Below are 26,269 nucleotides of genomic sequence, written 5' to 3' on the forward strand. Positions count from 1 at the left end.
TTGAGGTCAGAGAGGTGCCGTGCGGGTGCGGGTGCGGGTGCGGACAGGGGTGACGTCCGCGACGAGCGAGCGCAGTGCGGTGGGTGGTGCGTCCCCCGCGGCGAGGGCGGCGAGCAGCTCGCCGGCCGCGGGGGCTGTCTGGATGCCGTAGCCGCCGAGTCCGGCGAGCCAGCAGAACCCCGGCGCGTCCGGGTCGGGCCCGATCACAGGGGTGTCGTCGAGCGCGGCGGTGCGCAGCCCCGCCCAGGCGTGCGAGACGTGCCGCAGCGGGAGTGCGACCATCGCCTCGAACCGCGCGATCGCCAGCGCCACGTCGGTGTCGTCGTGCCGCACCGGGCCCGGCACCATCGGCGTCGCGTCGGCGGGGGAGAGCAGCAGGCCGCCGGGCTCGGGGCGGGCGTAGAAGGTGTCGGCGACGTCGGTGACCATCGGCCAGCCGGTGACGTCGTGGCCGTCCGGTACCGGCGCGAGGGCGGCGGTGCGGCGATACGCGACGAGCCCGGCCGGCGCCACGCCGGCCAGGCGCGCAACGTCGTCCGCCCACGCGCCGGCGGCGTTGACGACGAGCGGCGCGGAGAAACCGCCGACGGAGGTGGCGGCGTGCCACCGGCCGCCGCGGCGGCCGAGCCCGGTGACCCGTGCACCGGTCACCACCGTGCCGCCGGCGGCACGCAGCCCGCGGAGGAAGCCCTGGTGCGCGGCGTCCACGTCGATGTCGCAGGCGCCCGGTTTGTGCAGCGCCCGGTCGAAGGCGCCGGGGTGGAGCAGCGGGCAGAGCGCCAGCGCCGCCGCGGCGGTCAGCTCCACCGCGGGCCGCGGTGCGCCGGCCCCCGCGGCCTTCGCCACCTCGAAGGCGGCGGCGGTCTCCGGGGTGCCGAGGGCGAGCACGCCGCGCGGCGCGAGCAGCGCGCCGGCGGCGAAGCCCGCGGGCGGCGCCGCGTAGAAGGCCCGGCTGTGCCTGGTGAGCGCCCGCACCGCCGCGTTGCCGAAGTACTCGCTGAACAGCGCCGCGGAGCGCCCGGTCGCGTGCATCCCCGGTGCACCCTCCGCCTCCAGCAGGGTCACCCGGCTGCCGCCGCGCTGCCTGGCGAGGAACCATCCCGCCGCGGCACCCGCGATGCCTCCCCCGACGACAAGGACGTCAGCCACCGTCACCCGCCCTTCCCGGCTCCGCCGGACCGGCGGTACCGGCCGACGGCCCGGCCTTCGTCTTCGGCCCGTCGGTACCGCCCGCCGCGGTGCGCACGTCCGCCGGCGGTCCCGGCTCGGCCCTCCCCGGCACGGTCAGCAGCGCGAGAAGCAGGGCGAGCGCCGTGACGCCCGCCGCCACGAGGAACCCGCGGCCGACGCCCTCGGACAGCGCGGCCTCCGCGTCCGCGTGGCCCTGCGCCTCGACCGTCGCCCACACCACCGTGCCGAGCACGGCCAGGCCGGTGGCGCCGCCGATCTGCCGGGACATGTTGAACAGGCCGGAGGCGGCGCCCGAGTCCTCGTCCGGTACGTCGGCGAGCGCGGCGATCGTCAGCGGCACGCTGACCACACCGAGACCCGCGTACGTCAGCACCGTGGGAACCAGCATCCCGGTGACGTACCCGGCGGAGTCCCCGATCCGCGACAGCCACAGCATGCCGACCGTCGCGACCAGCAGCCCGCCGCACACCAGCGGCCTCGTGCCGACCACCGCGACGAGGCGCGAGCTGACCTTGGCGCCCAGCACCAGCAGCCCGGTCAGCGGGATGTACACGAACGCTGTCTTCAATGGCGAGTAGTCCCACACCCGCTGCAAGAAGAGCGTGAGGAAGAAGAAGATGCCGAACATTGCGGTGCTGGTGAGTGCGAACACCGCGTACGTACCCGGCCTGGTGCGGCCCGCGAACAGCCGCAGCGGCACCAGCGGCTGCTTGCTCCGCTTCTCCACCAGCACGAAGACCGGCAGCAGCACCGCCGCGAGCACCAGCGCTCCGACGACCGCGGGAGAGCTCCAGTTGCCGCCGTCCGCGGCGCCGTCGATCAGCCCGTAGACCAGCAGCAGCGCCGCCAGCGTCCCGGTGACGGCGCCCGCCGCGTCGAACGCGCCGCGCCGCCGCTCCGTCTCCTTCAGCACCCGCCGGCTCACGGCGAGGATCGCCACCCCGATCGGGACGTTGACGAACAGCACCCAGCGCCAGGAGAGATACGAAGTGATCAGCCCGCCGGCCATGATGCCGACGCCGCCGCCCGCCGTGGCCACCGCCGTGTACCAGCCCACCGCCCGATTGCGCTCCGGCCCCTCGGGGAACGTCACCGCGATCAGCGAGAGCGCGGCCGGCGACGCCGCCGCCGCGCCCACGCCCTGCGCCGTCCTGCACACCACCAGCAGCCACGGCTCCCAGGCCATGCCGCCGAGCAGCGAGGCGACGGTGAACAGCGCGATGCCGGCGGTGAACACCTGCCGCCTGCCCAGGATGTCGCCGCACCGGCCGCCCAGGATCAGCAGCCCGCCGAAGGCGATCGAGTACGACGCGACGACCCACTCCAGGTCGGAGCCCGACAGATCGAGCGAGCGCTGCATGCTGGGCAGCGCGACGTTGACGATGGTCGCGTCGAGCAGGAACATCAACTGCGCCGTGGAGATCACCAGGAGCGCGACGGAGCGCCGCCTGCGCGCCGCGTGGAACGCGGGGGCGCCGCCGGGCTCCGCGGACCCCGGCGGAGGAGAGGACCCCCGGGGGGGCGGGGAGCCCGGCGAGGCCGTCATCGGCGGGCGGCGTACTCGATCTCAAGGCGCTCGCGCAGCGGATGGCGCAGCACCTTGCCCAGCGAGTTCTTCGGCAGCTCCCAGACGAACTGCACCCGGTCCGGCCACAGCACCCGGGCCATCTTCTCGGCCGCCAGGTGCGCGTGCACCGACTCCAGCGTCGGCGGTTCGCCGTCCGCCACCACCACCGCGCACACCAGCTCGGCCCTGGGAAGCTGAGGATCGGGGTAGCCGACGAGTGCGACCTCCCGGATGTTCGGGTGCCGGGTGAGGACGGACTCGACCTCCAGCGTGGCGATCTTCTGGCCGTTGGCGCGGTTGATCTGGTCCACCCGGCGGCCGGTGATGCGGATACCGCCGCGGCCGTCGTGGCGCGCCAGGTCGCCGGTGTCGAACCAGCCGTCGGCGTCCAGGCACGCCTCGTACACCTCGCGCTGGCCCAGATAGCCCAGGCACTGCGAGGCGCCGCGGACCAGCAGCCGGCCCACGGCGGGCTCCGGCCCGCCCGGCCCGGCGTCGATGCGCACCTCCATCGACGGCTCCGCCCGGCCGTCGCTGTGCGCCGCCCAGCCTTCCGGGTCGCCGTCCCGGGTCACGGTGACCGCGCCGTTCTCGGTCATGCCCCACAGCGCGCGCACGGGCAGGTCGAAGACCTCCCGCATCTCCGAGATCAGCCGCGGCTGAATGGGCGCCGAGCCGGAGACGACCTGCACCACGGCGGAGGTGTCCCGCGGCTGACCGCGCTGGATCTCCAGCATGTCGACCAGCCGCGCCGGCGCGGCGTACGCCCACGTGATGCGGTGCTCGGCGAGCAGGTCGAGGAAGAGCTCCACGTCGAGGTGGTCGGACTGCGTGACGCAGGTGGCGTGCAGCAGGAGCGGCATGTAGCAGGCGTAGGTCAACCCGGCCATGTGCGTGGCGAAGGCCGGGATCGAGATGATGTCGCCGGCGGTCAGCCGGTGCGGCCGGGAGACCGCGAGCACCGCGGCGTGCAGGGTGTTCTGGCTGTGCACCACGCCCTTCATCCGGCCGGTGGTGCCGGAGGTGTAGAGCAGCAGTGACGGGTCGTCCGGCCCGAGCCGGGCGGCCGGCGCCACCGGCGGGTGGTCGGTCCGTACGAAGAACTCCTCGAAGTCCAGCGCCCCGGACGCGGCGGCGTCGCCGACCACCACCCGGTGCGCCAGCGTCTTCGGTGCGGCCTCGGCCAGCCGGGCGCCGTAGTCGGTCTCGCCTATCCGGTCGACCGTGACGCAGACCTTCGCGCCGCTCTCCGTGAGCACGTACGCCAGCTCGCGAACGTCGAGCGCGGGGATCACCGGTGAGGTGACGGCGCCGATCCGGTGGCACGCCAGGAAGAGCGGGGTGAGCTGCCACCGGTTCGGCATGTACAGCGCGACGACGTCGCCGCGTCCGACGCCGAGCGCCGCCAGCGCCGCCGCGAACCGCTCGACGACGTCCGCAAGCTCGGCGTAGGTGAGCGTCCTGGCGCGATCGCGCCCCTCGTACGCGATGATCGCGGGGTGCTCCGGGCGTGAACGGGCCGCCGCCAGAAGGTCGTCGAGGAACGTCTCGTCCCTCCACCAGCCCGCCGTGCGGTACGCGTCGGCCTGTTCCTGGCCTGGCGTGACGAGCGTTCCCCACATGCCCACCGCGGCATTCCCCCTCGTACGCAAGCACGAATATGGCGGCTGATGCTAACGGGACGGTCCGGCCCAGCGGTAGACCGTTTGTGTGGCCAATTTCTTGTGCTGCCAACGGCCTTGACAGGGAGTTCGTCCTGCCGGGAGGCTCCGGGCACGGGAAGGCGGAGGGCCGCGTCGCCACGCACCCGACGGGAGGCACCGTGAAGATCGGCTTGCTGGGCTGGGACTACACCGGAATCGATCCCGACGGCCCGAGCCTCGTGGAGTACGGGCGTGAACGCGGGCACGAGATGTCGTTCTTCACGCTGGAGGAGATCGCGTACCGCACCGGGCCCGGCGGCGACGTGGAGCTGTCGCTGCGCGGGGAGCCCGCCGCGGCCTTCGACGCGATCCTGAACCGGGCCAAGCTGTACGGCGACGACTGGCAGGACCGGGTCGAGCGGCTGACGATGCTCAGTGACACCCCGGGGCCGCGCATGTTCGACCCCGCGGAGGCGTGGCTGACCGGGTACAGCAAGTTCCAGATGGCGCAGCGGCTGGCGGCGGCCGGGCTGCCCGTGCCGCCGCTGCGGTCGGTGACCACCACCGCCGAGATCGAGGCGGCGTGCGCCGCATGGGGCCCGGTGATCATCAAGCCGTCGTTCGGCTACCGCGGGCAGGATGTCGAGCGGATCGCCGACTACGCCGCCGACAAGGCACTCGCCGAGGAACTCCTCTCCCGTCACCGCACGCTGGTGTGCCAGCCGTACCACCCCACCGAGGGCGGTGAGTACCGGATCACCGTCGCCGGCGAGGTCGCCCCGATCAACATGCTGAAGCTGCCGGCGGCCGGGTCCTGGCGCTGCAAGACGCTGGAGGGCTCCAGCTTCGAGCGCTTCGACGCTCCCGACGAGCTGATCGAGCTGTCGGTGGCGGCGACCCGCGCCTTGGGCCTCACACTCTCCGGACTCGACGTCCTGCCGACCCCCGACGGCTACGTCATCCTTGAGGTCAACGCGGTGCCGGGCTTTCTGTCGCTGCTCGGCAGAGAACAGCACCGGCAGGTGCTCGGCGGCGTGTTCGACTGGGTGGAGCGGAGCATGGCGGCGGGCTGATCAGGCACCGCCGCCGGGCTCCGTCAACCGCCGGGGCGGCGCAGCACGGTCGGCGCCAGCGACGGCGCCGCGTACAGCGCGGTGTTCACCGGGGACTCGCAGACGAGGTTGACCGCGAGCTGCCGCGGACCGCCGGCGGCGGCCGGGGGGCTACTCCCGCCGCCCCTGCCGCCCCTGCCGCCCGCGCCGGTATGCTCGCCGCCCGGCGCGGACGCCGGATAGCCGAGCATCAGCGTCGGGTCGCTGAGTGCGCCGAGCCGCAGCACCAGGTCGGCCTCGTCCGTGCCCGCCGGGTCGGTGAAGTCCTGTGCGGGCACCGGCCGGAAGCCCAGCCCGGCCTTGAACACGAACAGGCCCGGCTTGGTGAGGTGCCCCGACAGGTTCGGCTCGTCGCCGAGCGTGGCGTACTCGTACCCCTTCTCCCGGGCGATGCGCAGCGCCGCGGTGTACAGCGCCCGCGGCAGGCTGCGGCGCCGCCACCCCGCGCTGACCGCGGAGAACCGCAGCACCGCGGTCCGGATGTCCGGCCGTTCCAGCACCAGCACGCCGCCGACGACGTCGGTGCCGTCCGCGCCCCCGCCGCCGACGCCGTCCCCGGCGACGGCGAAGACGCCGAAGAACTTGTCCGGGCCGTTCAGGACCGTGTCCCGGTAGTCCAGGGCGAACGGCACGCCGAAGCGCATCCGCGCCACGCGCGCCGCGTACAGGACGAGGAAGCGGTCCAGCAGCTCCGGAGTGACGGGGTCGGCCACCACCTCCCGCAGCCCCGCCGCGGCGGCGCGGCGCTGCGCCCTGCGGATCGACTGCCGGTCGGCCCGCTCCAGCAGGCCCAGGAACGCCGCCTCGTCCGCACCCAGCTCCGCCAGCCACGTCACCGCGGACGGCTTGACCACGAAGCCGCGCGCGGCCAGCTCACCGGCCAGCCCCGCGGGCGGCTCCGGCAGCCGGACCAAGTCGATCCGCTCCCGGACCTGTGCCCAGGGCCGGCGGTCCAGCTCCGCCGGCTCGATCACGGCGAGCGCCAGGCCGTAGTGGTCCCGCAGCTCCATGTCCGGGCTACGCGCCGGCCGTTGCGGGCTCGGCCAGGCGCCGTGCGAAGCACTTCAGCGCGCGCGAGAAGCTGCCGGCGTACTCCTCGACCAGCCGCAGGAACTCCGCCGCGTCCGCGTCGTCCGTGACCAGCGTGGTCATGCCGGTCTCGTCATCGCTGACCTGCGCGGCGTGCACCGTCTCCGCCTTGATGTGGGCGTCGATCCAGGCGAACTGCTCCTTCTCGGTGAAGACCTTCTCGCCGCCCGCCGTCACCTTCCCGTACATCCGCCGGAACGCCACCGCGATGTCGAGCGCGATGGTCTCCACGACGCGCAACTGCACGGCGGCGCCGTGGGGGGAGACGGCGAGCCGGTCCATGTTCGCGAGCAGCTCCGCCACCGGGCCCGGCAGCTCCTGCGCCCGGGCGCGCTCCGGCTCGCCCACGCGTGCGGCGAGGGGCGCGGTGATGGTGTCGTCCCACCAGACGTAGTGGATGCCGGCCGGCCCGCGGGGCGCGACCGAGCTGAACTCGGGGGCGGTGTTGTCCAGGTCGTCGCCGATGACGCGGTAGACGGTCTGGAGGGCGCCCAGGAGCGTACGGGACGGGTCGCGGTCCGCCGCGAAGGAACGGGCGATCACTCCCAGCCCGGCCAGCGTGGTGAACATGAAGCTCTTGGTCATCGCCCGCCACCACACGGCGATGTCGAGCCCGGCCTCCGGGGTGACGGCGCCGGCGTTGCGCGCGGCGGCGAAGAACGGGTTGTCCGTCCGGCGCAGTTGCGCCTTGTCGATCTGCTCCTCCACCCGGTCGTCGAGCCGGCTCCGGTCGACGGCGGGCAGTTCCGCTGCAACAGTCACATGCACTCCAGGATGTCCGTCGGGATGTGCTCCTGTTTTTCCGTTCCGTGCGGGTCGCGCCGCTCCTTCGGCCGCCGCGCGGTGACGCGCGGCCGCCGGGCCCGTCCGGGCCCTTGCCCTACACACCCAACGACGCCTTGACCGCGGCGAAGTACGGGATGTGCCGGTAGTCGCCGGCCTCGGCGTCGTAGTCCGTGTAGGCGTGGGTGAACTCCAGCAGCCGCTTCTTCACCGCGGCCACCGGCTCCTGGTGGATCCTGCGCTCGATCGCCTCGATCTCGCCGAGGAACCCGGCCAGTACCCGGGGGAGGTCCCGGTCGAGGTGGATCAGGCCGCCCCGAAGCCGCAGCCCGCTGTGCTCCGTGAGATAGGAGAAGAGAAGCTGCGAGGCGACGGCGTCGTAGTTGGGGCGGGGTATGCCCTCGACCGCGTAGCGCAGCAGCCGTTCGGCGAGGATGTACTCGTACGTCAACCGCGCCGGTTCCGCCGGCAGCGCGGCGTCGCCGAGGAGCGCCAGCATGCCGGACACGTCGACGCGCAGCTCCTCCAGCCCGGCCAGCGGTTTCGACTTCTTCGCCGGGAGGAACTCCGGAATGGGCATATCGCCCTGCCTGTGGTGGTATTCGTGCAGTCGCACCCACCAGGACGAGGCCATCTCTATCTCCGCGTCCGTAGCTTTCTGCACAAGTGGCAGACTGCCTTCCGCAAGGACCGGTCCCAGCATGCGGCGGGTAATTCGGCGATGCCGCTCCACGAACTTGTCGATGAAATAGAAGATCTGGTCGTCCGGCTCCTGCACCCCGTCGATGTGATTCTCCGGGAACAGCGCCACCACCGGCCGGCCGCCGAATCCCGCGGAGCGGGCGACGATGTTCACCGGCATCGTATTACTGGCGTACCGATCGGCCAGGTGCGGATTCGTGGGCAGGGTTTCGTACGCCAGGAACTCCAACCGCAGCGAGGGGAAGTACGACGCGTCGAACAGGGAGAACAGCCGGTTGTCCCGCCTTGCGTTGATGTGTTCCTTGACAGCTGCGAGCCGTCGCCCCGGGGTGAAGTCGCGTATGTCGTCCAGAAAGGCACGGACCGCGGGTTCCCGGCACAGTCCCGGCATTTCCTCGATGCGATGGGCGAGTCGGGTAAGCATCTCCGGATCCCGGAATAAGGCACGATCGGCGAGGTCCCGGCGGATTTCATCGGTCTCTGCGCACAGCGAGTTCAGCGGATCCATCCAATGCCTCCGGACCGGAGCGGGATTCAGGTGAACGAGCGGAGTCGCGGAATCGCGAGTCGATCAGGGGATCCTAACTCCGTGTCAAGACCGTGGCTAGGGTACGTGCGCATCACCATTCGAGAGCGCCTTCGCCTCCGGGGAGGACGAGCGGTGTCCCGCCGGCCGCGACGCGGGAGGAGGGGCGGCGGCGTGCGGAGAACACGGCGTGGGAGACGGCGGCGTTCGTCTCCGCTCAGCAGCTCGCGCTGGCCGAGCGGGAGCATCAGGAGGAGCGACGGGCCCGGGAGCGGCTGCGGGAGGTTGCGGAGGCGCTGGCGGCGGGCCGAGGTCCGCGCCGAGGCCGTCCGTTCCGTGGCCGGGTTCCGGAACGGGCGCAACGTCCGCGCCGTCGCCGAGATCAAGTTGCAGGTCTTCGGCCTCGACCGGCACATCCGCTGGGAAGTCGGCGCATACGGGGAGGAGCACGACGAGCGGGCCGACCTTGTCGCCCTCGCCCTGGAACGCGCCGGCGTGCCTGCCGCGGACACGGTGCTGATCGGAGACACGCCCGCCGACGTAGCTGCCGGACTTCAACAAGGTGTGCGAGTACTCGCCGTGGCATCCGGCCACAGCAGCGAAGATGTGCTGCGCCAGGCCGGGGCCGATGTCGTGCTGTCGAGCCTGGAGGATCCGCGCCTACTGGTGAAGCTCGTGCGCGGGCACGACGTTGAGGCGTGACCTTCCGCCGCGCAGACACCCGTACAGTGCCGGACACCACATCGGCCGCCGGTGCCCGGGTGACCGGGTGAGCCGTTTCGCACATCAGTCGGCGATGATCGCCGTGAGGTCCGTGAGGGTGTCGATGCGCCAGTCCGCGGCCTGCACCACCTCGGGGTCGTCCGCCCACCAGTGCCCCCACGGGCCCCGCCGCAGGTGAGCCGCCCGCATGCCCGCCTTCTTCGCCGGGAACAGGTCGTTGGGCGGGTGGTCACCGACGTACACGGTCTCTCCCGGATCCGCCTGCGCCACTTCCAGCACGCGGGCGAAGAACGCGGCCCCGGGCTTGGCCACCCCCCACTCCCCGGAGGTGACGACGAGATCCGCCGGCAGGTCGAGCGCCCGAAGCAGCTCGCCCGCGCGGATCGTCTGGTTCCCGGCAACGATCACCCGCACGCCGAGCTTGCGCAGCCCGCTGAGTGCTCCGCGGACGTCCGGATACAGGTCCTCCTCCGCCAACTGCTCGCCGCGGCCTGCTTCCTCGCGGGCAACGCGCTCGGCGTCGACGTCAATGCCGGGCCGCAGCAGGCGCAGCGCGTCGGCGTTGTCCCGGCCGGCGACGACCGCCGCGCCGACGAGCGCAGACACGGTGTGCCGCGGGACGCCGAGCCAGTCGGCCCATCCCGCCCAGTAGCGGTCGTCACGGACCAGGGTCTCCCCGACGTCGAGGACGATCGTCTCAACCACAGGCGCAGCCTAGGCTCCGGCACAGACCGGGCGGGTGCTCGGCCCCACCGGTAGGTGTACCCAGGGAAAAGGGCTCCCCGCGCAGCCGAACACATGTCCGACGCGGATACCCGGTTGGGCGCCGCCGGCGGGCGGCCGGGCCGAGAGCCAAGCCCATAGCAGAGTGGGCAAGCGCTACCAGCGGTTTACCCAGGAGGCGTTCCGGGGCGCCGACTTTACGCGCGCTGGGCTGTGGGCCGGCATCGCCGTCCAGCGGAATCAGCCACCAGAGGACACCGGGTAGTCCCGGGGTCGGCTGAGCAGGGTCAGGGACTGACGCTGTGGCTGTCGCTCCGTTTCCAGTTCCCGACCCTCCTCAGCCGGCGGGTCAAGGCTGGACGTCAAGCTCGGAGCAGGGCGCGCAGTTCGTCGACCGCGTCCGTGGCGTTGAGCAGCCGGGCGCCATCGGGGAGCAGGACCAGAGGGCCACTGGCGGTCCGCGCCGCGATCCGTGCCTGCTCCCAGATCAAGACGATCTGAAGAATGACCGCTTTGTAGGCGTAATGGGCGTCGCCTCCGCGAGGTTTCCCGAACCGGTGGTGGATCTCCTTGTCCACCACGTTGCGGGCTCGCTCGCGCCCCAGTCCGACACCCGTGAACGTCCCCACGAACGTGCTGGCGGCGAGAGGGAGGATCTCCTCGCCGAGCAACGCCTCGACACCAGCAGTTGGGCTCTCAGTCATGAACGGCAGGGTACCGAGCGGGCTGCCCCCGCGGCCGACAGCCAGAACCGGACGACGGCGCGCACAGCGCCGACCACTGACGCAGCGACCCTCACCCACGCGCTCACCGCCCAGTTGTCGTGGATCGTCACCCAGCTACGCGCGCCTTACTCACCCGCGCCGTAGAGCTGCACCGCTCACCCCGTGACCCGGGACGGCGTACTGCGGCACCCTGCGCCTTTATCCGACGGAAACACAGGGATTCGTCAGACCCCACCCTCATGCGCGGCCTACGGTACGGGCACACAGCGTCACAGAAGGAGGAGTCCTGTGTCATCGCCCTGCGACCCCCAGCACGCTCCCGCCGGAGATGTGGGCGCTGCCCTCATGATGATCGACTCCCGGCTCAAGAGCATCTACGACGGCACCACAGGCACGGACGCCGAGCAACGGGCGCTGACCGACCAGTTCATCGCCTCCCTGGGCCCCAAGGGCGCCGATGACGTGCTAGACGGCACCTGCACGCTGATCTACCTGTTCATGCGCTGGCTGCGGTTGGCCCACGAGGACCACGACAAGGACGTCATCGAGTACGTGGTGCCCAGCTTCGTGGCCACGATGCGCCAGATGCCCCGGAGCATCCGTCCCGAGGCCATCCCCACCATGGTCGGCCTGATCATCGCCGCAGGCACCGGCCTGAGCCCCAGCCTGTGGCGCAAACAGTACGGGCCCTGGACCAGCGACGAGATGAACGCTCTGGAGGCCACCGCCTTCCTGCTCGCGGAGCACATCAACCGCGTCACCGACGACCGTGACTTCGCCACCCGCCTGATCAGCGAAGCTCTCGCCGACATCCCCATGGACGAGGCCGAGCCCGGCGAAGACTGATCATCTGGAAGCCGACGGCGCCCCCAGACCTTCGCGGGCCGCCACGCTTGAACACGCGGAGCCCGACGTACCCGTGGTCACCTGCCGACGTACTGCAGGTCCGCGACGGCCAGCGCGCCAACGCCGGTGAGCGCGCCGACCGCGGGCAGCGGCCACCGGCCGCGCTTGAGTGCCTCGACCTCCGCGCGGAGTTCGGCGAGGTCCTGGTCGAAGTCCTCGCGGAGCCTCCGCACGTCCTGCTCGGCGCGGTCCGTGCGCTGCAGCACGACGTCGAGCCGCCCGTGCAGCCGCGCGAACCCGGCTTCGGTGATGCCGCGGAGCCGCTCCAGCTCGACGGCGATGGCCTGCTGCTCCGGCGACGTCATCCACCGCTCCCGCCGGCGGTCGACGTATACGCGCACCGCGCCCTTGATCAGCCTGCTTCGGTCAAGGCTGCGTGCGCGGCGGCGAGGATCTCTTCGGAGAGCGGGGAGCCGTTGATGGCCCGGGACAGGACCAGCGCTCCGAACAGGGTGCAGAGGCGGACGATGCCGTCCTGGTCGTCGGTAGCGAGGAAATCGGCGAAGTCGGCCACTCCCTCGGTGTAGACGCGACGGGCCTCACGTCCCCCGCCTTCGCGCGCGATGTCGGAGGCGAGGGCTGCGACCGGACAGCCGTCCGCCGGGCCGTCGCGGTGCTCGACGGAGAGGTAGGTGTCGATCAGCACCTGCTGGGCGGCGTCACGCCGCCCTTCATACCGCTCAAGTCCCTCGGTGTAGCGCCGAGCGAGCTCGGCGAAGGCGTGGGCGGTTGCCTCGTCGACGAGCGCCTCCTTGGAGGCGAACTGCTTGTAGAACGCGCCGTGGGTCAGACCGGCCGCCTTCATCAGGCCGGCGACGCTGACCTGCGTGCCCTGCTCCCGGAACAGCCGGGAGGCGGTGTCCACCACCCGCCTGCGATTCTCCTCCGCCTGTGCCTGCGATACGCGGCCCATAGCCACCTCCCGTTTGGATGTCGACTGGCATCTATCGTAGTGTTTGGATTGTACACATAATCTATTTTGCTGCGGGTGCCGACGGTGCCCGCCAGGAACAGGAGTGAGCATGGAACTGAAGAACGCGGTCTCGGTCGTCACCGGCGCCAACCGGGGGCTCGGGCGGCACCTGGCAGCCCAGCTCGTCGAGCGCGGCGCGAAGGTCTATGCGGCGGCCCGGCGCCCCGAGACGGTCGATGTGCCGGGCGTCGTCCCGCTGCGGCTGGACGTCACGGACGAGGCGTCGATACGGGAGGCCGCCCGGGTGGCGTCCGACGCGACACTGCTGATCAACAACGCGGGCATCTCCACCGGCGCGACGCTGATCGGAGGCGGCCTGGACGAGGTACGTCGCGAGATGGAGACCAACTTCTTCGGCCCGCTCGTCGCGACCCGCGCCTTCGCCCCCGTGATCGAGGACAACGGCGGCGGCACCGTACTCAACGTCCTGTCCGCCCTGTCCTGGTTCCACCCGGCCGGCCTCGGCTCCTACGCCGCGTCCAAGGCCGCCGCCTGGGCGCTGAGCGACGCGACCCGTGAGGAATTGGCACCGCGCGGGATCACCGTCTCCGCGCTGCACGTCGGCTACATGGACACCGACATGGCCGCCGGCGTGCCCGCCGATCAGAAGGTCGCTGCCGCCGATGTCGCGGCCCAGGCCCTGCAGGGCATCGAGACCGGCCTGCCCGAGATCCTCGCGGACGAGGCCAGCCGGTACGTCAAGCAGAGCCTGTCCGCGGCACCCCAGCCGAACGCAGACTGACGCTCACCCCGGGCGCGACCACACCTCTCAGACAAGGACATCTCATGCGCTACACGACCTTCGGCCACCGGACCGGACTGCGCGTCTCCGAATACGCGCTCGGCACCGCGAACTTCGGCACCGGCTGGGGCGCAGGCGCCGAGCCCGACGAGGCCCGGCGGATCTTCGAGCGGTTCGCCGAGGCCGGCGGCACCTTTCTCGACAGCGCGGACGGCTACCAGTTCGGCGAGTCGGAGGACCTGACCGGACGGCTGATCTCCGCCGACCGCGACCACTTCGTCCTGGCCACGAAGTTCACCCTCGGCGCCGCCCCGCAGCCGGACATCTCCAAGACCGGCAACAGCCGCAAGAACATGGCCGCCTCGGTCGAGGCCAGCCTGAAGCGCCTGGGCACCGACTACATCGACCTGCTCTGGGTGCACTTCCCCGACGAGCTCACGCCGATGGAGGAACTCCTGCGCGGACTCGACGACCTGGTGAGCGCCGGCAAGATTCACCACGCCGCGCTGTCCAACTTCCCCGCCTGGCGCGTCTCGCGCGCGGTAACTCTCGCGGACCTGAAGAGCTGGGCCCCGATCGTGGGCATCCAACACGAGTACAGCCTCGTCGAGCGCACCGCCGACCGTGAGCTCCTGCCCATGGCCGAGAGCCTCGGGCTCGGCGCAGCCCTGTGGTCCCCGCTCGGCGGCGGACTGCTCACCGGCAAGTACCGCACCTCTGCCGAGGGGCGCCTGAGCGACCTGGGCATGGTCATCCACACCGAGAGCACCGACCAGAAGACCGCCGTCGTCGACACCGTCCTGGCGATCGCCGAGGAGACCGGCGTGACGCCCGCCCAGGTGGCGGTGGCCTGGGTGCGCGAGCGCGCCGCCCGTTCCGTGGCCACGCTCGTCCCGATCATCGGCCCGCGCAGTCTCTCCCAGCTCGACAGCTACCTCGGCGCCCTCGACGTCCGGCTGACCGACGCGCAGTACACCCGCCTGACCGAGGTCAGCGCGATGCCGCTCGGCGCGCCCCACGAGGGGATCATCGCCTCCCTGGACCGGCTCCAGGGAGGCGCCGCCGACCGGATCACCACCCCGGTCGTTCCGGTGGCCTGATCCCGGCTGAACCTCGTCGAGCGCTGGTTCGCCGAACCGACGAACCGGAAACTCCGCAGATCGGCGCATCGGAGTGTCACCGAGCTGGAGCGCGACATCCGGCAGTGGATCAACGAGTGGAACAAAGACCCCAAGCCGTTCATCTGGACCAAGACCGCCGACCAGATCCTCGACACCCTCACCGCACACTGCCGGCGAATCAACGACTCAGGACACTAGGTCCCGCCCGTGAACCGAACCTACGGCACCAACGCTGGGGCTTCAGAGTGGCAAAGTGGACTCGATGGTGATCCGTGCGCCCGGTGACCATGGCCTGTGACCGTTCCCATCTGTGTGGTGTCCTGCCGGGGGCACCAGGTATTTCCTCTCTGACCTGGTTTTTCTACGCCAGGGAGGGCTTCACTCGGCCTCGGGCTCCTCGTCCGGGGCCGTTTGCGTGGCGGACGGGGAGTCGATCTTCCGAACGGCGATCAGCGGAACAGAGAGGAACCGAGCGGGTGTTGCCGGTCGAAGCCGGGGAGGATCAGGAAGGTCGCGCCGGCCGTCGTGGTGGTGAAGGGCAGCAGGGCGTCGGAGGTGTCCATGCGGGTGAGCGTGGCCGTGAAGGTCCGCAGGTCGTTCTGGAAGCTGATGAAGAGCAGTCCGGGGGCCGGCTCGTCGGTGCTGTAGGAACGGCGGAGCATGTGGCCGACGCCGACCGCGGTGGGGTTCGCCCTGCGCACGTGGGCGTCCACGGGGATGAGATAGCGCCCGTCGGGTGTCTTGGCGCCCAGTTCCGGGGCGGCAGCGACGGTGCCGCCGGAGAGGGGTGCGCCGCCGGCCCGGCGCCGCCCGAAGACCGCCTCCTGCTCGGGGACGGACAGGGCGGCGAACCGGGTCAGGTCGAGTTCCATGCGCCGCAGTACGGCCAGGGTGCCGCCGGCGACCGCGGAGGGCCCGGCCAGCCACAGGTCACGTTCCTGCTCGGCGTCCGTGTGCGGGCCCACGATGCCGTCGATGAAACCGAGCAGGTTGCGCGGTGCGGTACGGCCCTTGGCGACCGGCACGTCCGTACCGCGGCGTCCGGACTGCCGCCACCGTTCGCGGACGCGGTCGCCGGCCTGGTCCAGGAGCGCGGCGGCGACGACCGGCAGGAGCAGCGCGTCGTCGGCGCAGATCTGTATCAGCAGGTCACCGCCGCGTGCCTGCGGAGCGATCCGCTCGCGGGAGAACCGCGGGAGGTCGACCGCGCCGGGCAGTGAAGCGCCCGCCGTCCGCACCAGCCGCGGACCCACGCCGACGGTCACCGTCAGGTCACCCGGAGACAGGCCCAGCAGCCGCGGGTCGGACCCGGCGGTGAGGGCGCGGACGGTCTCGCCGAGTTCGGCCAGTAACGGGCCCGGCGACACCGCGGTGCCGAGGTCGGCCACCACGGCCAGCAGGTTGCGCTGGGGCGACCGGGGAAGCGTGACCCCCGCCTGATGCCGGCCCGTCGCCGGAACCGGCGTGGACGCGGCCGCCGCGGAACGGGCGGGACGACCCGGCTCGGCGGAGTCCCATGAGCAACCGGCGACGAGACCGGCGGCCACCGTGGCACCCGTGACATCGAGGAACGCGCGGCGTGACGGAGGGCGATCGACGCGGTCCATGAGGTGCAGAGTGTCACACCGGGCCTCGCGTCTGCCGCTCAACCGACGTGTTCCGGCGGGGAATTCGTCCTCGTGCCAGACTGGCCGTCATGTCTCGATCGGCACTTCGCGTGATGACGGCGTTACTGGGCGCACTGACGCTGCTGGCCGGCTGTGGCAGCGGTGGCGACGACGACGGACCGGACGAGGGCCGGCGGCCGGACGGTGCGCGGGTGACGATCCGTGTGCCCGGCGACGCCCCGACGATCTCGGCCGGCGTGTCCCTGGCCCGGCCCGGTGACCTGGTGCTGGTGGCTCCGGGTGTGTACCGCGAGTCGGTGAAGCTCGACACGGCTCGCATCACGCTGCGGGGTGAGTCCCGGGCCAAGGTGGTCATCGACGGTGAGCTGCGGCGGCCGAACGGGGTGGTCGTCACCGCGCCCGGCGTGGCCGTGGAGAACCTGACCGTGCAGAGGAACACGCAGAACGGGGTGCTGGTCACCGGTTCGGCGGCGGCGGTCGAAGGGCTGCCGGGCAGCGGCGGTTACGACACCGGTGATGAACCCGTCACGCTCCTGAAGTCGTTCCTGGTCTCGCATGTGACCGCGACCCGTAACGGCTTGTACGGCATCTACGCGTTCTCCGCGCAGAACGGTGCCATCGAGCACTCCTACGCATCGGGCGGGGCTGACTCAGGAATCTATGTCGGCCAGTGCAAGCCGTGCCGGATCGTGGTACGGGACAACGTCTCCGAACTCAACGCGGTCGGTTACGAAGGCACCAACGCCAGCGGCGAGATGTACGTGGTCGGCAACCGTCTGGTCGGCAACCGCGTCGGCCTGACCACCAGCTCCGACCACCAGGAGAAACTGCTCCCGCAGCGCGACGCCGTCGTCGCCGGCAACCTGATCGCGGACAATCAGCACCCGAAGACGCCCGAACAGGCCGACGGCGGCTGGGGCATCGGTATCGGCGTCGACGGCGGCAGCGACAACCGGTTCGTCCGCAACCGGATCACCGGCAACACCAACGCCGGGCTCGTGATCACCGCGACCGCCGACCTGACGGCCGACCGCAACAGGATCACGGACAACACCTTCACCGCCAACGGCGTCGACATCGGCTCGACGTTCCCCACCGCCACCCGCGGACAGGGCAACTGCCTGCAAGGGAACGCGCTTCAAGAGACCGTGCCCACGGAGCTCGTGGACACCGCGTCCTGCCCGGTTCCCGCCACGTCGCCCACGCCCTCCGGCAGTTGGCCGAGTGCGACGGGGCCCGCGGGCATCCCGTTCACCGACGTGGCCGCGCCGGGCCCGCAGCCGGAGTTCCCGCGTGCCACGACCACAGGCGCCACCGTCGTGCCGGACGTTCCGGCGCTGCCGGACGTCGCGGACATCGCGCTGCCGCCGGAGTCGCTGCTCGCCGACCGTGCGCGAGCGCGGACTTCGTGAGCGGCGGCTACGGCGCCGGTGTGAGGCCGGGTACCGGCTTGACGGGGACGTACGCCCGGTCGTCGAAGTCGAAGACCACCGGCTTCGGCTCGGAGGCGATGCCGGCCTGGACCCGGTACATGGTGCCGTCCGAGCCGATCCAGTAGCGCACGGTCGGTGACGTACCGGCCTCGGCAGACGTACCGGCCTTGTCGGACGCACCGGCCTTGGTGTCGGCGTCCGGTCCGTTCATGATGTCCGTCCGATGGCCGTGCACCTTGTCCCGCCCGACCCATGCCGCGCCGTTCTGCGGCAGCAGCGCGGCGTTCTCCGGCCGGTCGCTGCCGAGGCCGAGTGCGATGCCCAGCGAGGTGTCCAGGGCCATGCCGGACGTCTGCAGCGGACGACTGTGCCAACCGGACGCGGGCGGCGACGCCGGTGCGACCGCCGGGGGGTCTGTCATGGGGTGGACGAGAACGGTGGTGGCCGTCCACTGGATCAGCCCGTCGCTGGTCGTGTCGCGCCCGGTGCCGCGCACCACCCCGTAACCGGTGTGGGTGCGGTAGTCGACGGACGCGGTGATCACCAGCCCGCCGGCGGCGTTCGGGACCGTGATGGTCACCGCCCGGCCTCCCGCCTGGTAGTTGAGGAACCGTGTGACCGCCAGCCGGTTCGCCTCGTCCGAGGTCAACGCCCGTGGGGCGGTGGGCCCACCGCTGTCGCCCAGGAGGACGGAGGCGGTGACGGCGGCAGCCGTGATGCCGAGGGCGGCGGCCGCCACCCAGCGCAACCTCGGCCACCGGCGGCGCCGGCCCGCCTCGCGCCCCCCGGGGCCCCGCTTGGTGTCGATGCTCTGCATTCTGATGCTCCGCACGCGGCGCGACTGTAACAGGTCAAACGCAGCCACGGACAAACTCTGTGTTCTCCGGACATGACCCTCCGTAGCCCATAAACTCAACCTGGAATATGCCGATTTGACGTCGGCGTCGAACAAATGAAGGAATGCCATGCCATTACATGGAGTGGTGCGTTTAGGGCTGTCCGGCCTCTTGCTCGTGGGCGGCGGCACAGGCACACTCTTGACCGGCGCCGGGCAGGCCAGCGCTTCGGCCTCCGACGGCAGCCTCACCGTTCAGGTACTGCGGGACTTCTTCGGCACCGGCGTGATCAACTCGACCATGGACGTGCCGCAGCGCGGGATGAAGGTCGATGTCACCGACCCCGCCGGCCATCACGTCACCGGCGTCACGGATGCCACCGGGAAGGTCGTCGTGCCGCCGTCGAGCGAGCTGACCGGCGGCCGTTACCGCGTCGATGTCACCGTCCCCGCACCCTACAGCGACTATCTGCGGGCGGCGCCCGCCTCGACCGCGCCGAACCACTTCGACAGCTTCACCACGTCCGTGGACGTCTCGGACGGCAAGGACGACTCGGTGATCACCGGGGTCTGGGACCCGGCCGACTACGCACTGCCCGACTCCCGCTATTTCGTGCCGATCCAGAGCGGTGCCGGCGGGACGGACACCCGGGCACTGGTGGCGTTCGGGACGGACGCCCGCGGTAACTGTCCCGACCAGCAGGCATGCCCGGAAGTGCTCAACACGCAGGACCAGGTGGGCACGACCTACGGATTGGCCTACGACAAACACCGCGACCAGCTCTTCCAGTCGGCGTTCGCCCGGCGGTACACCGAGTACGGGCCGGACGGCGGTGACGCGATCTACACCGTGCCGGCCGACGGCGGGGGTGCCCCGAAGCTGTTCGCGAAGGTGCCGGGCGCCACGAAGACGCCGCACGACACCGACAACCTGATCAAGGACGCCGGTTTCACCGACGCACCGGGCAAGGAGAGCATCGGCAGCCTGGACCTGTCGGAGGACGGCTCGACCCTGTACGCGGTGAACCTGCTCACCCGCAGCCTCGTCAGCTTCGACGCGACCAAGCCCACGGCCTCCGCGCCCAAGGCGACCGTGCCGATCCCCGACCCGGGCTGCGCGTCGCCGGACGACTGGCGCCCGTTCAGCGTGGCCACCCACAACAACACCCTTTACGTCGGGGGCGTGTGCAGCGCCGAGAGCACACAGGATCGCGCGGACCTGAAGGCCGTCGTCGCCACCTATGACGGCGAGGACTTCACCACCGTGCTGTCCCAGCCGCTGGACTTCGAGCGCGGGAGCGTGCTCACCAGCAACTCCGGCCGCGACCAGGTCAACCACTGGAACCCGTGGAACACCGCCCTGGAGGACTGGGACACCTTCAGCGTGAACGGCCCGATGATCGATCCGCAGCCGGAGCTGGCCAGTCTGGCCTTCACCCGCGACGGCTCGCTGATCCTCGGCTTCCGTGACCGGTTCATGGACGTCGTGAGCTGGGGCGGGCTGGACCCCAGGCCGGGCAACGACACCCCGCAGAACGGCATGTCCGGCGGCGACATCAACATGGCCTGCGCCACGCCCACCGGCGGGTACGAGTGGGAAGGCACCGGAAACTGCCCCGACCACGCCACGGACCCCACCCTTGACGGGGTCCAGCCCAGCGGCGTCGTCGAGTACTTCCCGGGTGACTTCTTCCCGAACGGCGGCTCCGCGACCCAACCAGGTCCGCACCAGGAGTCCTCGCTGGGATCGGTCGCCTACATCCCGCAGCAGCAGTGGGCCGTCAGCACCCAGATGGACCCGACCGGACAGGTCATCACCAGCGGAACGGGCTACTACGACGTCGCCACCGGCCTCGGCCCCGGCAACGATCCGGCAGCCAACGCCTACCAGTTCGTCGGTCCGAACCAGAACGGGTTCGGCAAGGCCGGCGGCCTCGGCGACATCGCGTACGCCGCGGCGAACGCACCGATCCAGATCGGCAACGTGGTGTGGTTCGACGGCGATCACAACGGCGTCCAGGACGCCGGGCACGTGCTGCTGCCGGATGCGACGATCAACCTGTTGGACGCCGATGGCGAGAAGGTCGCCACCACCACGACCGATGCCGCCGGTGAGTACTACTTCGGCGGTGTCGGAGCGGAGTACGAGCTGATTCCGGGCGCCAAATACACCGTGCAGTTCGATGTGTGCACGGCGGACACCGGCGACGTGCCGGACCGGCCGGCCGCCGATGACCTGCGGTTCACCCTGCCGCGGGCCGGTGACGACCGGGTGCATGACTCCAACGTGACCCCGCCGGACAACGGCCGGCTGTGCAACGGGTACGCCCCGGTCACCGCGCCGACCAGGCCCGGAGGGGTCGATCACACGATCGACGCCGGTGTGTACATCCCGAAGGAGGCACCGCCGACACCCACGCCCCCGACACCCACGCCGCCGGCAACCGAGCCGCCGGCAACCGAGCCACCGACACCGTCACCGGCGCCCCCGACGGACCCGGCGCCCAACACCCCGGCACCGGCAGGCGACCGGAAGCCGGGTGGTTCACTCGCAAGCACCGGCACGTCCGGCCTGGGAGAGGTCCTCGCCCTCGCCGCCCTGCTGCTCGGTGCGGGTGCGGCAGCCGTCCTGGTCAGCCGTCATCGGCGCGCCAGGCACCGCTGACACCCGAACTCCCCGACGGGCCGGTGCGTTCGCACCGGCCCGTCGGCATGGACGCCCTCGCCAAGGGCGTGCCCCGCGCGGGCGTTTCGCGCAGCCGCCAGGGTTCCACAGGGGCAATGGACACGGCAGCGTTGCGGATTCTGCAATCCCCGCGAGGTTACCGAAGGGTGTTGTTCCGGTTTGTCGGGGTGTGGCGTCCTGCGGTGCAGGGGGCTTGACAGCCGAGGGCTGAAGAATCTAGAAATAGGGTTGCGCCGCTGAGGTTCGGGCTCTGGTCCCGATTTCCCGGCGCTTCTGTATGCCGGCTCCCCCTCCCCGCGACCTGGCGTCGCGGGTGCCGTCTTCCGGCCCTCTCCCCCCACATGACAAAGCCACGTTTCTACGCCGCCGTCCGGGACGCAACCCGGTGGCGGCTTTGCCATGCCCGCACACGAATGACTCGCACAGGGAGGAAATGTTGGCAGACAAGACCGAAGTGGAAGAAGTGTATTCGGCGCTGGAGGAATCCGCCCGGCTCGTGGGTGCCGTCTGCGTTCGCGACAAGGTGTGGCCGGTGCTTGATGCGTTCGGTGCCGTGCTGGGTGAGGATCTGGTCGTTCTCGGGGTGCAGAGCGGTGAGCGTAACGCGGCCGAGCTGGACTTCAGTTTCAGGGTGCCGGGTGAGATCGGGAATCCGTACCCGTACGCGCTGGCGAAGGGGTTCGTCGGCGAGACCGGCCATCCCGTCGGCGCCCTGCTCTCCGACATCGGCGGGCGTGTCCCGGTCCAGGAGTACTACATAGACGCCGGGGTCGTCGGCGGGTTCAAGAAGCTCTACGCGCACTTCCCGCAGGCATTGCAGCCGCTCGCGGCGCTCACCGACATCCCGTCCATGCCGGACGCGGTCGCCGAGAACGCAGGGCTCTTCGCGCGCTACGGGCTCGACAAGGTGGCGATGGTCGGGGTCAACTACCGCGCGAACACGATGAACCTGTACTTCCAGTTCACCCCCGACAACCGGCCCGAGCCCGGCGCCATCGCCTCGATGCTGCGCGAGATGGGAATGCCGGAGCCCGGCGAAGCGGTGCTCCGGTATGTCAGCGCGGCGATGCGGGCGAACATCACGCTCGGCTGGGACTCCGCGCACATCTTCCGCGTCGCTCTCGCCCCGCCGCCGAGTGCGGGATTCGAGCCCGCGGAAATCCCGGCCCCCATGGAGCCGCACATGGAACGGTTCGTGCGGCAGGCGCCGTTCGCGTACGAGGGCGAGCGGGTGAATCTGATCGCCGTCAAGTGGGTGCCAGAAGAGCAGTTCGTCGAGGCGAATTCCTACTACCAGCTCTCGCCCATGCTCAGGAAACTCACCCGGGGCGACTGACATCCCGGCGGCAGGAAGCCGTACCCGAGACTTGGAGGTCACCATGTCCGAAGCCGCTCAGGCGGGAAGCGCCGCTCCCGGGAACCTCGCCGCACGGGCGAACGCGCTCTTCGAAGAAGCGGTCTCCGGGCCCCGTGCGCAGCTCGGCGAGAACCTGCTGCGCATGTCCCTGACGGCCTGGGAGAACCCGGAGCTGCGGCCGCGGCTTCTGGAGCGGGTCCGGGCCGCCACCAGCAGCGCCGAGGGCGCGGAGTACCTGCGCGAGCACTTCTCCGCCCTGCTCGTCACCCGGCTGGGAGAGGTCGTCGACGTACCGCGGCTGCGGCTGAACGCGCTGGTGGTGCAGGTCGTCGGGCTGATCATGCTGCGCTACGTGATGAAGATGGAGCCGATCGCTTCGGCGTCGGTGGACGAGCTCGTCGAGACATTCGCGCCCACGCTCCAGGGCTACCTGAGCGAGTAACCGCGACTTCAACGACAGGAGAACCATGTCCAGTTCGGCAGAGAACTTGTACGCCGCCATCGAGAAGACCGCGGGGCTCGTGGACGTGCCCTGCGCGCGCGAGAAGGTCTGGCCGATCCTCGGCGCGTTCGAGGAACTGCTCCCGCAGGCCGCGATCCTCTTCCGGGTGGCGACCGACGCCCGCCACGCCGGAGAGATGAACTGCCACATGATGATGCTCCCGAGCACCATCGACCCGCATGCGCTCGCGCAGGCCAACGGCCTCCTGCCGCGTACGGACCACCCCATCGACTCGCTCCTCGGGGACATCGAGGCGCGCTTCCCCATCGGCAGCTACGGCATCGACTTCGGCCTCGTCGGCGGCTTCCAGAAGGCGTGGTCGTGCTTCCCCGGCGAGCAGATGCAGAGCCTGCCGAAGCTCGCCGCCCTCCCCTCCATGCCGCCCAGCGTGGCCGGGAACATGGACTTCTTCGACCGCTACGGGCTGGCCGAGAAGATCACCCTGATCGGCATGGACTACGGACACCGCACGATGAACGTGTACTTCGGCGAGGTGGACGACTGCCTCACGCCGGCGGCCGTCCGGTCCATGCTGAGCGACATCGGCATGCCGGAGCCGAGCGAGCACCTGCTGAAGTTCGCGCAGCAGGCGTTCGGCTTCTACGCCACACTGAGCTGGGACTCCCCGGACATCGAGCGCTTCTGCTACTCGGCGATCACCCCCGACCCGCTGGCGATCCTGGACCGGGTGGAGCCGAAGATCGAGCATTTCCTGCGGGAGATCCCGTACGGCGCCGACAACCCCAAGGCCGTCTACGTCGCCACCTCGCCGGGCGACGGCGAGTACTGCAAGGTCCAGTCGTACTACCAGTGGCGCCCGCGCCTGGTGAACCACATGCACACCACGGCGCCCCCCGCCTCCGGCTAGCGAACCAGCCGGGCGGGCCCCGTCCGCCCGGCTCCTTCGCCTCACGGTTCATGCCCACGCGGACCAGGACGGAGTCCGCCAGTCGATGGCGACCGGGGTACCCGTACGCCCGGCTCAGGGCCGGCGCTGTGCGGAGAGCGCGGCGAGTTCCTCGATGTCGAAGTGCGAGCGGCGGTTCGGCGCGCCGTAGCGGGTCAGCTTCCCCCGGCTCACCCATTTTCGGATCGTCGCCTCCGACACCCCCATGGCCAGCGCGGCCACCTTGGTCGAAACGAGTCTGTGGTGCGGTGGTCTGCTCACGCCTCGCTGCCCTTTCGCCGCCCTTCCATGAGCTGCCTGAGCAGGAGCCATTCGTGCGGCGCCCAGGCGTGCCCCGCCGAGCAGGCGATGCTCCGCACGGGCACCGGCTCGCCGGCTCCGAGCGAGGCGGTGATGGTTCCGCTGCAGCCGTCCTGGACACACTCCTTGACGAAGGTGAAGTGCCCGCCCGGTTCAGGATCGATGGTCTGCCGTAGCTCCTTGACCAGGCCCTCGATCTCGTCGGCGAAGTCCGCCGCCGCGGGCTGGGTGCTGATCCAGTCCACCTGCCCGGCGAGGAACACCGCCAGGTGCGGCACGCTGCGCTTCGGCGCGGCGGCCCTCCGCTTCTCCACGACCATGCCCGACCACGACTCCAGCAGGGAGGAGATGCGCTGCCGTGTGTCCAGCACCGAGATGTCGGGATAGTCGAGGCGGCGGCTCGTGGAGACCTTCGTCGGATTGCTCCACCGGGTCGCCACCGTCGGCGACGCCTGGTACAGGCACTCCCGGTGCAGGCCGGCCAGCTCCCGCAGATGACGCCCGACCTGGCTGATGCAGGGGTCACACAGGAGAGAGGGGGCAGCAGCGGCACTGCTTCTTCGCGCATGACCTCGCGTACAGGGATGAAACGGCATCGAAGCTCCTCCGTCAGACCCATCGCCTCGAAAACCGCTGCCCCCGAGGGACCCGCGCCGACTGCGGCAGTCGGCCGGTTTGCACACCCGCCCCGGCGCCGGTAGTCCCGGTTGCCTGCTCCAAGACTGACCTGCCCGGCTTGAGGGTGACTTGCCGGTGGCTTGCCGTCGGCACGTGCGCGGTCCGTACGGTCCGGGCCGCCACCGACGTCGCTGGCGTGGAGGTCAGGGCCGTGTCACACTTTGGGCACGTCACCCCTGCCCGGATGAGGAAATGCGGAGGGTGAGATTCCCCCTGAGAATCACGGCAGTGCGGCGGACCGTAAACCGGAAGAGCCGGTGCCGGTGGGGGACTTACGAATCCGGCCCTGCGCCGCAGGACCCACGGTCCTGCTCTCGGCCACGGCCGAGGCCGGCGCGGTCGGCCGCCTGTGTTCGCTATCCGATGTCCTGCTGGAACGAGCAGCGGGCAGGGCCTTTTCACATCACCCTGTGGGGGAGCAATGAGCGCAAATCCTGGGATCGAGCGTTTGTGTGCGGCTGCTGGAGAAGCGGCCGGGCTGGTGGGCGTGGACTGCCCGCCCGAGAAGATGACCGCGTTGCTGACGGCGTTCCCGAACGTCGTCACCGACTCCACCGTCGTGTTCAACGCGGTGAACAAGGGGGGCAGTATCCGGGACATCTCCTTCGACTTCACGGTGCCGCTGGCCGAGGGCAATCCCTATGAGCGTGCCCTGGAGCACGGCCTCGCCGAGGAGACGGACCATCCGGTCCGCGGCATGTTCGCGGACTTGCTGACCACGCTCCCGGTCGACTGCTACGGCGTCGACTACGGCGTCAACAGCGGCTTCAACAAGAGCTACGCCGTCTTCCCCATGGGGCAACTGCAGGAACTGGGCCGGCTCGCCGCCGTCCCCGCCATGTCCACGGCGCTCTCCAAGTGGATGGACGTGCTCGTCGAGTACGGCCTGGACAGCAAGGTGTCGACCGTGGCGATCGACCACGCGAACCGGACGTGGAACGTGTACTTCAACGGGCTGTCCCCGGAGCACTTCGAGCGCGCCACCGTCCAGGCGATGCTGCGGGACTTCGGGCTGCCGGAGCCGAGCGGACAGCTCCTGGACTTCGCCGCGACCTCGTCCGCGCTGTACCCGACCTTCGGCTGGGACGCGGCGGAGATCGAGCGGGTCAGCTTCTCCACCCGTACGACCGACCCGGCGGCGCTCCCCTCGCACATCGAACCGAAGCTCGGCGTGCTCGCCGCCAAGGCGCCGTACACCTACGAGGGCGACCGCAAGCTCGTCTTCGCCGGCGCGCTGACGGCCGACGGGGAGTACTACAAGCTCGCGACGTACTACCAGTTGGCCACGGCCGCTCACGACCGGGTACGCCGCGGGAGCTGACGTACGAGCGGCGTTACGGAGATCCGGATCCGATGCCGCCGGGGTCGTGCCGGGTCATGACGTCGAGGGCCTCACCGCCGGTGCGGCCCTCGATCG

The 26,269-nt window shown here is 70.8% G+C and carries 25 protein-coding genes and 1 pseudogene; 12 read left to right on the forward strand and 14 right to left on the reverse strand.

Annotated features, from left to right (window positions below; all coding sequences use genetic code 11):
- Window positions 1-6 precede the first annotated feature (6 nt).
- The 3 genes from OG946_RS13910 to OG946_RS13920 are packed head-to-tail and all read right to left on the reverse strand — an operon-like array spanning window position 7 to window position 4,380.
- Window positions 7-1,149, reverse strand: a complete 1,143-nt coding sequence (locus OG946_RS13910; RefSeq protein ID WP_326796432.1) for an NAD(P)/FAD-dependent oxidoreductase — start codon at window positions 1,147-1,149, stop codon at window positions 7-9.
- Window positions 1,142-2,737: an MFS transporter gene (locus OG946_RS13915; RefSeq protein WP_326796433.1), complete on the reverse strand. Its 1,596-nt coding sequence runs from the start codon at window positions 2,735-2,737 to the stop codon at window positions 1,142-1,144. The genes OG946_RS13910 and OG946_RS13915 overlap by 8 nt, the downstream gene beginning before the upstream one ends.
- Entirely contained in the window at window positions 2,734-4,380 is a 1,647-nt protein-coding gene (locus OG946_RS13920) for an AMP-binding protein (RefSeq protein ID WP_326800243.1), read from the reverse strand. Before OG946_RS13920 ends, OG946_RS13915 begins: the two co-directional genes overlap by 4 nt.
- A gap of 200 nt (window positions 4,381-4,580) precedes the next feature.
- Between OG946_RS13920 and OG946_RS13925 the strand changes: the two genes are divergently transcribed.
- Window positions 4,581-5,474, forward strand: coding sequence for an ATP-grasp domain-containing protein (locus OG946_RS13925; protein ID WP_326796434.1), 894 nt, complete (start codon window positions 4,581-4,583; stop codon window positions 5,472-5,474).
- A 23-nt stretch (window positions 5,475-5,497) separates the two neighbouring features.
- Here OG946_RS13925 and OG946_RS13930 read toward each other — a convergent pair whose 3' ends face one another.
- The 3 genes from OG946_RS13930 to OG946_RS13940 form a co-directional block, all read right to left on the reverse strand.
- Window positions 5,498-6,523, reverse strand: a complete 1,026-nt coding sequence (locus OG946_RS13930) for a GNAT family N-acetyltransferase (RefSeq protein ID WP_326796435.1) — start codon at window positions 6,521-6,523, stop codon at window positions 5,498-5,500.
- A 7-nt stretch (window positions 6,524-6,530) separates the two neighbouring features.
- Window positions 6,531-7,364 carry a DUF6202 family protein gene (locus OG946_RS13935; protein ID WP_326796436.1) on the reverse strand — a complete coding sequence of 278 codons (834 nt, stop codon included), beginning with the start codon at window positions 7,362-7,364 and terminating at the stop codon, window positions 6,531-6,533.
- Window positions 7,365-7,482: 118 nt separating this feature from the next.
- The gene (locus OG946_RS13940) at window positions 7,483-8,511 is read right to left on the reverse strand and encodes a DUF6421 family protein (protein ID WP_326796437.1); all 1,029 of its coding nucleotides are present in this window, start codon (window positions 8,509-8,511) and stop codon (window positions 7,483-7,485) included.
- Window positions 8,512-8,949: 438 nt separating this feature from the next.
- Here OG946_RS13940 and OG946_RS13945 point away from each other — a divergent pair, with 438 nt between their 5' ends.
- A complete protein-coding gene (locus OG946_RS13945; RefSeq protein WP_326796438.1) occupies window positions 8,950-9,315 on the forward strand; it encodes an HAD family hydrolase in 366 nt (121 codons plus the stop codon).
- An 84-nt stretch (window positions 9,316-9,399) separates the two neighbouring features.
- Here the strand turns inward: OG946_RS13945 and OG946_RS13950 are convergent, their stop codons facing one another.
- Together OG946_RS13950 and OG946_RS13955 are read right to left on the reverse strand one after the other, a co-directional pair.
- The gene (locus OG946_RS13950) at window positions 9,400-10,041 is read right to left on the reverse strand and encodes an HAD family hydrolase (RefSeq protein ID WP_326796439.1); all 642 of its coding nucleotides are present in this window, start codon (window positions 10,039-10,041) and stop codon (window positions 9,400-9,402) included.
- 380 nt (window positions 10,042-10,421) lie between these two features.
- A complete protein-coding gene (locus OG946_RS13955) occupies window positions 10,422-10,763 on the reverse strand; it encodes a hypothetical protein (protein ID WP_326796440.1) in 342 nt (113 codons plus the stop codon).
- A 309-nt stretch (window positions 10,764-11,072) separates the two neighbouring features.
- On the opposite strand from OG946_RS13955, the gene OG946_RS13960 reads away from it, so the two are divergent.
- Entirely contained in the window at window positions 11,073-11,630 is a 558-nt protein-coding gene (locus OG946_RS13960; RefSeq protein WP_326796441.1) for a hypothetical protein, read from the forward strand.
- A gap of 77 nt (window positions 11,631-11,707) precedes the next feature.
- On the opposite strand, the gene OG946_RS13965 is transcribed toward OG946_RS13960, so the two are convergent.
- Entirely contained in the window at window positions 11,708-11,995 is a 288-nt protein-coding gene (locus OG946_RS13965) for a hypothetical protein (protein WP_326796442.1), read from the reverse strand.
- A 47-nt stretch (window positions 11,996-12,042) separates the two neighbouring features.
- Window positions 12,043-12,603 carry a TetR/AcrR family transcriptional regulator gene (locus OG946_RS13970; RefSeq protein WP_326796443.1) on the reverse strand — a complete coding sequence of 187 codons (561 nt, stop codon included), beginning with the start codon at window positions 12,601-12,603 and terminating at the stop codon, window positions 12,043-12,045.
- Window positions 12,604-12,712: 109 nt separating this feature from the next.
- Between OG946_RS13970 and OG946_RS13975 the strand changes: the two genes are divergently transcribed.
- The 3 genes and pseudogenes from OG946_RS13975 to OG946_RS13985 all read left to right on the forward strand — a co-directional run.
- Window positions 12,713-13,405 (forward strand): SDR family oxidoreductase, encoded by a 693-nt coding sequence (locus OG946_RS13975; RefSeq protein WP_326796444.1) that lies wholly within the window; start codon window positions 12,713-12,715, stop codon window positions 13,403-13,405.
- A gap of 44 nt (window positions 13,406-13,449) precedes the next feature.
- On the forward strand, window positions 13,450-14,505 hold the full coding sequence (locus OG946_RS13980) for an aldo/keto reductase (protein WP_442814352.1): 1,056 nt from the start codon (window positions 13,450-13,452) through the stop codon (window positions 14,503-14,505).
- Window positions 14,506-14,724: pseudogene (locus tag OG946_RS13985) on the forward strand (IS630 family transposase); the annotation flags it as partial.
- Between the two features lie 251 nt (window positions 14,725-14,975).
- On the opposite strand, the gene OG946_RS13990 reads toward OG946_RS13985, so the two are convergent.
- Window positions 14,976-16,133: a Dyp-type peroxidase gene (locus tag OG946_RS13990; protein WP_326796445.1), complete on the reverse strand. Its 1,158-nt coding sequence runs from the start codon at window positions 16,131-16,133 to the stop codon at window positions 14,976-14,978.
- A gap of 89 nt (window positions 16,134-16,222) precedes the next feature.
- Here OG946_RS13990 and OG946_RS13995 point away from each other — a divergent pair, with 89 nt between their 5' ends.
- The gene (locus OG946_RS13995; protein WP_326796446.1) at window positions 16,223-17,566 is read left to right on the forward strand and encodes a right-handed parallel beta-helix repeat-containing protein; all 1,344 of its coding nucleotides are present in this window, start codon (window positions 16,223-16,225) and stop codon (window positions 17,564-17,566) included.
- A 7-nt stretch (window positions 17,567-17,573) separates the two neighbouring features.
- Here the strand turns inward: OG946_RS13995 and OG946_RS14000 are convergent, their stop codons facing one another.
- The gene (locus OG946_RS14000) at window positions 17,574-18,419 is read right to left on the reverse strand and encodes a hypothetical protein (RefSeq protein ID WP_326796447.1); all 846 of its coding nucleotides are present in this window, start codon (window positions 18,417-18,419) and stop codon (window positions 17,574-17,576) included.
- A 133-nt stretch (window positions 18,420-18,552) separates the two neighbouring features.
- On the opposite strand from OG946_RS14000, the gene OG946_RS14005 reads away from it, so the two are divergent.
- From OG946_RS14005 to OG946_RS14020, 4 genes are all read left to right on the forward strand, one after another.
- Complete coding sequence (locus OG946_RS14005; protein WP_326796448.1) at window positions 18,553-21,087, forward strand: SdrD B-like domain-containing protein; 2,535 nt, start codon at window positions 18,553-18,555, stop codon at window positions 21,085-21,087.
- Window positions 21,088-21,544: 457 nt separating this feature from the next.
- Window positions 21,545-22,444 carry an aromatic prenyltransferase gene (locus OG946_RS14010; RefSeq protein WP_326796449.1) on the forward strand — a complete coding sequence of 300 codons (900 nt, stop codon included), beginning with the start codon at window positions 21,545-21,547 and terminating at the stop codon, window positions 22,442-22,444.
- A 43-nt stretch (window positions 22,445-22,487) separates the two neighbouring features.
- Window positions 22,488-22,907 carry a TetR/AcrR family transcriptional regulator gene (locus OG946_RS14015; RefSeq protein WP_326796450.1) on the forward strand — a complete coding sequence of 140 codons (420 nt, stop codon included), beginning with the start codon at window positions 22,488-22,490 and terminating at the stop codon, window positions 22,905-22,907.
- 25 nt (window positions 22,908-22,932) lie between these two features.
- Window positions 22,933-23,835: an aromatic prenyltransferase gene (locus OG946_RS14020; protein WP_326796451.1), complete on the forward strand. Its 903-nt coding sequence runs from the start codon at window positions 22,933-22,935 to the stop codon at window positions 23,833-23,835.
- A gap of 114 nt (window positions 23,836-23,949) precedes the next feature.
- On the opposite strand, the gene OG946_RS14025 is transcribed toward OG946_RS14020, so the two are convergent.
- On the reverse strand, window positions 23,950-24,135 hold the full coding sequence (locus tag OG946_RS14025; RefSeq protein WP_326796452.1) for a helix-turn-helix domain-containing protein: 186 nt from the start codon (window positions 24,133-24,135) through the stop codon (window positions 23,950-23,952).
- Window positions 24,132-24,614: a hypothetical protein gene (locus OG946_RS14030; protein ID WP_326796453.1), complete on the reverse strand. Its 483-nt coding sequence runs from the start codon at window positions 24,612-24,614 to the stop codon at window positions 24,132-24,134. Before OG946_RS14030 ends, OG946_RS14025 begins: the two co-directional genes overlap by 4 nt.
- A gap of 659 nt (window positions 24,615-25,273) precedes the next feature.
- On the opposite strand from OG946_RS14030, the gene OG946_RS14035 reads away from it, so the two are divergent.
- Window positions 25,274-26,173, forward strand: coding sequence for an aromatic prenyltransferase (locus OG946_RS14035; protein ID WP_326796454.1), 900 nt, complete (start codon window positions 25,274-25,276; stop codon window positions 26,171-26,173).
- Window positions 26,174-26,269: the final 96 nt, after the last annotated feature.

This window comes from Streptomyces sp. NBC_01808, assembly GCF_035917395.1.
Lineage (GTDB): Bacteria > Actinomycetota > Actinomycetes > Streptomycetales > Streptomycetaceae > Streptomyces.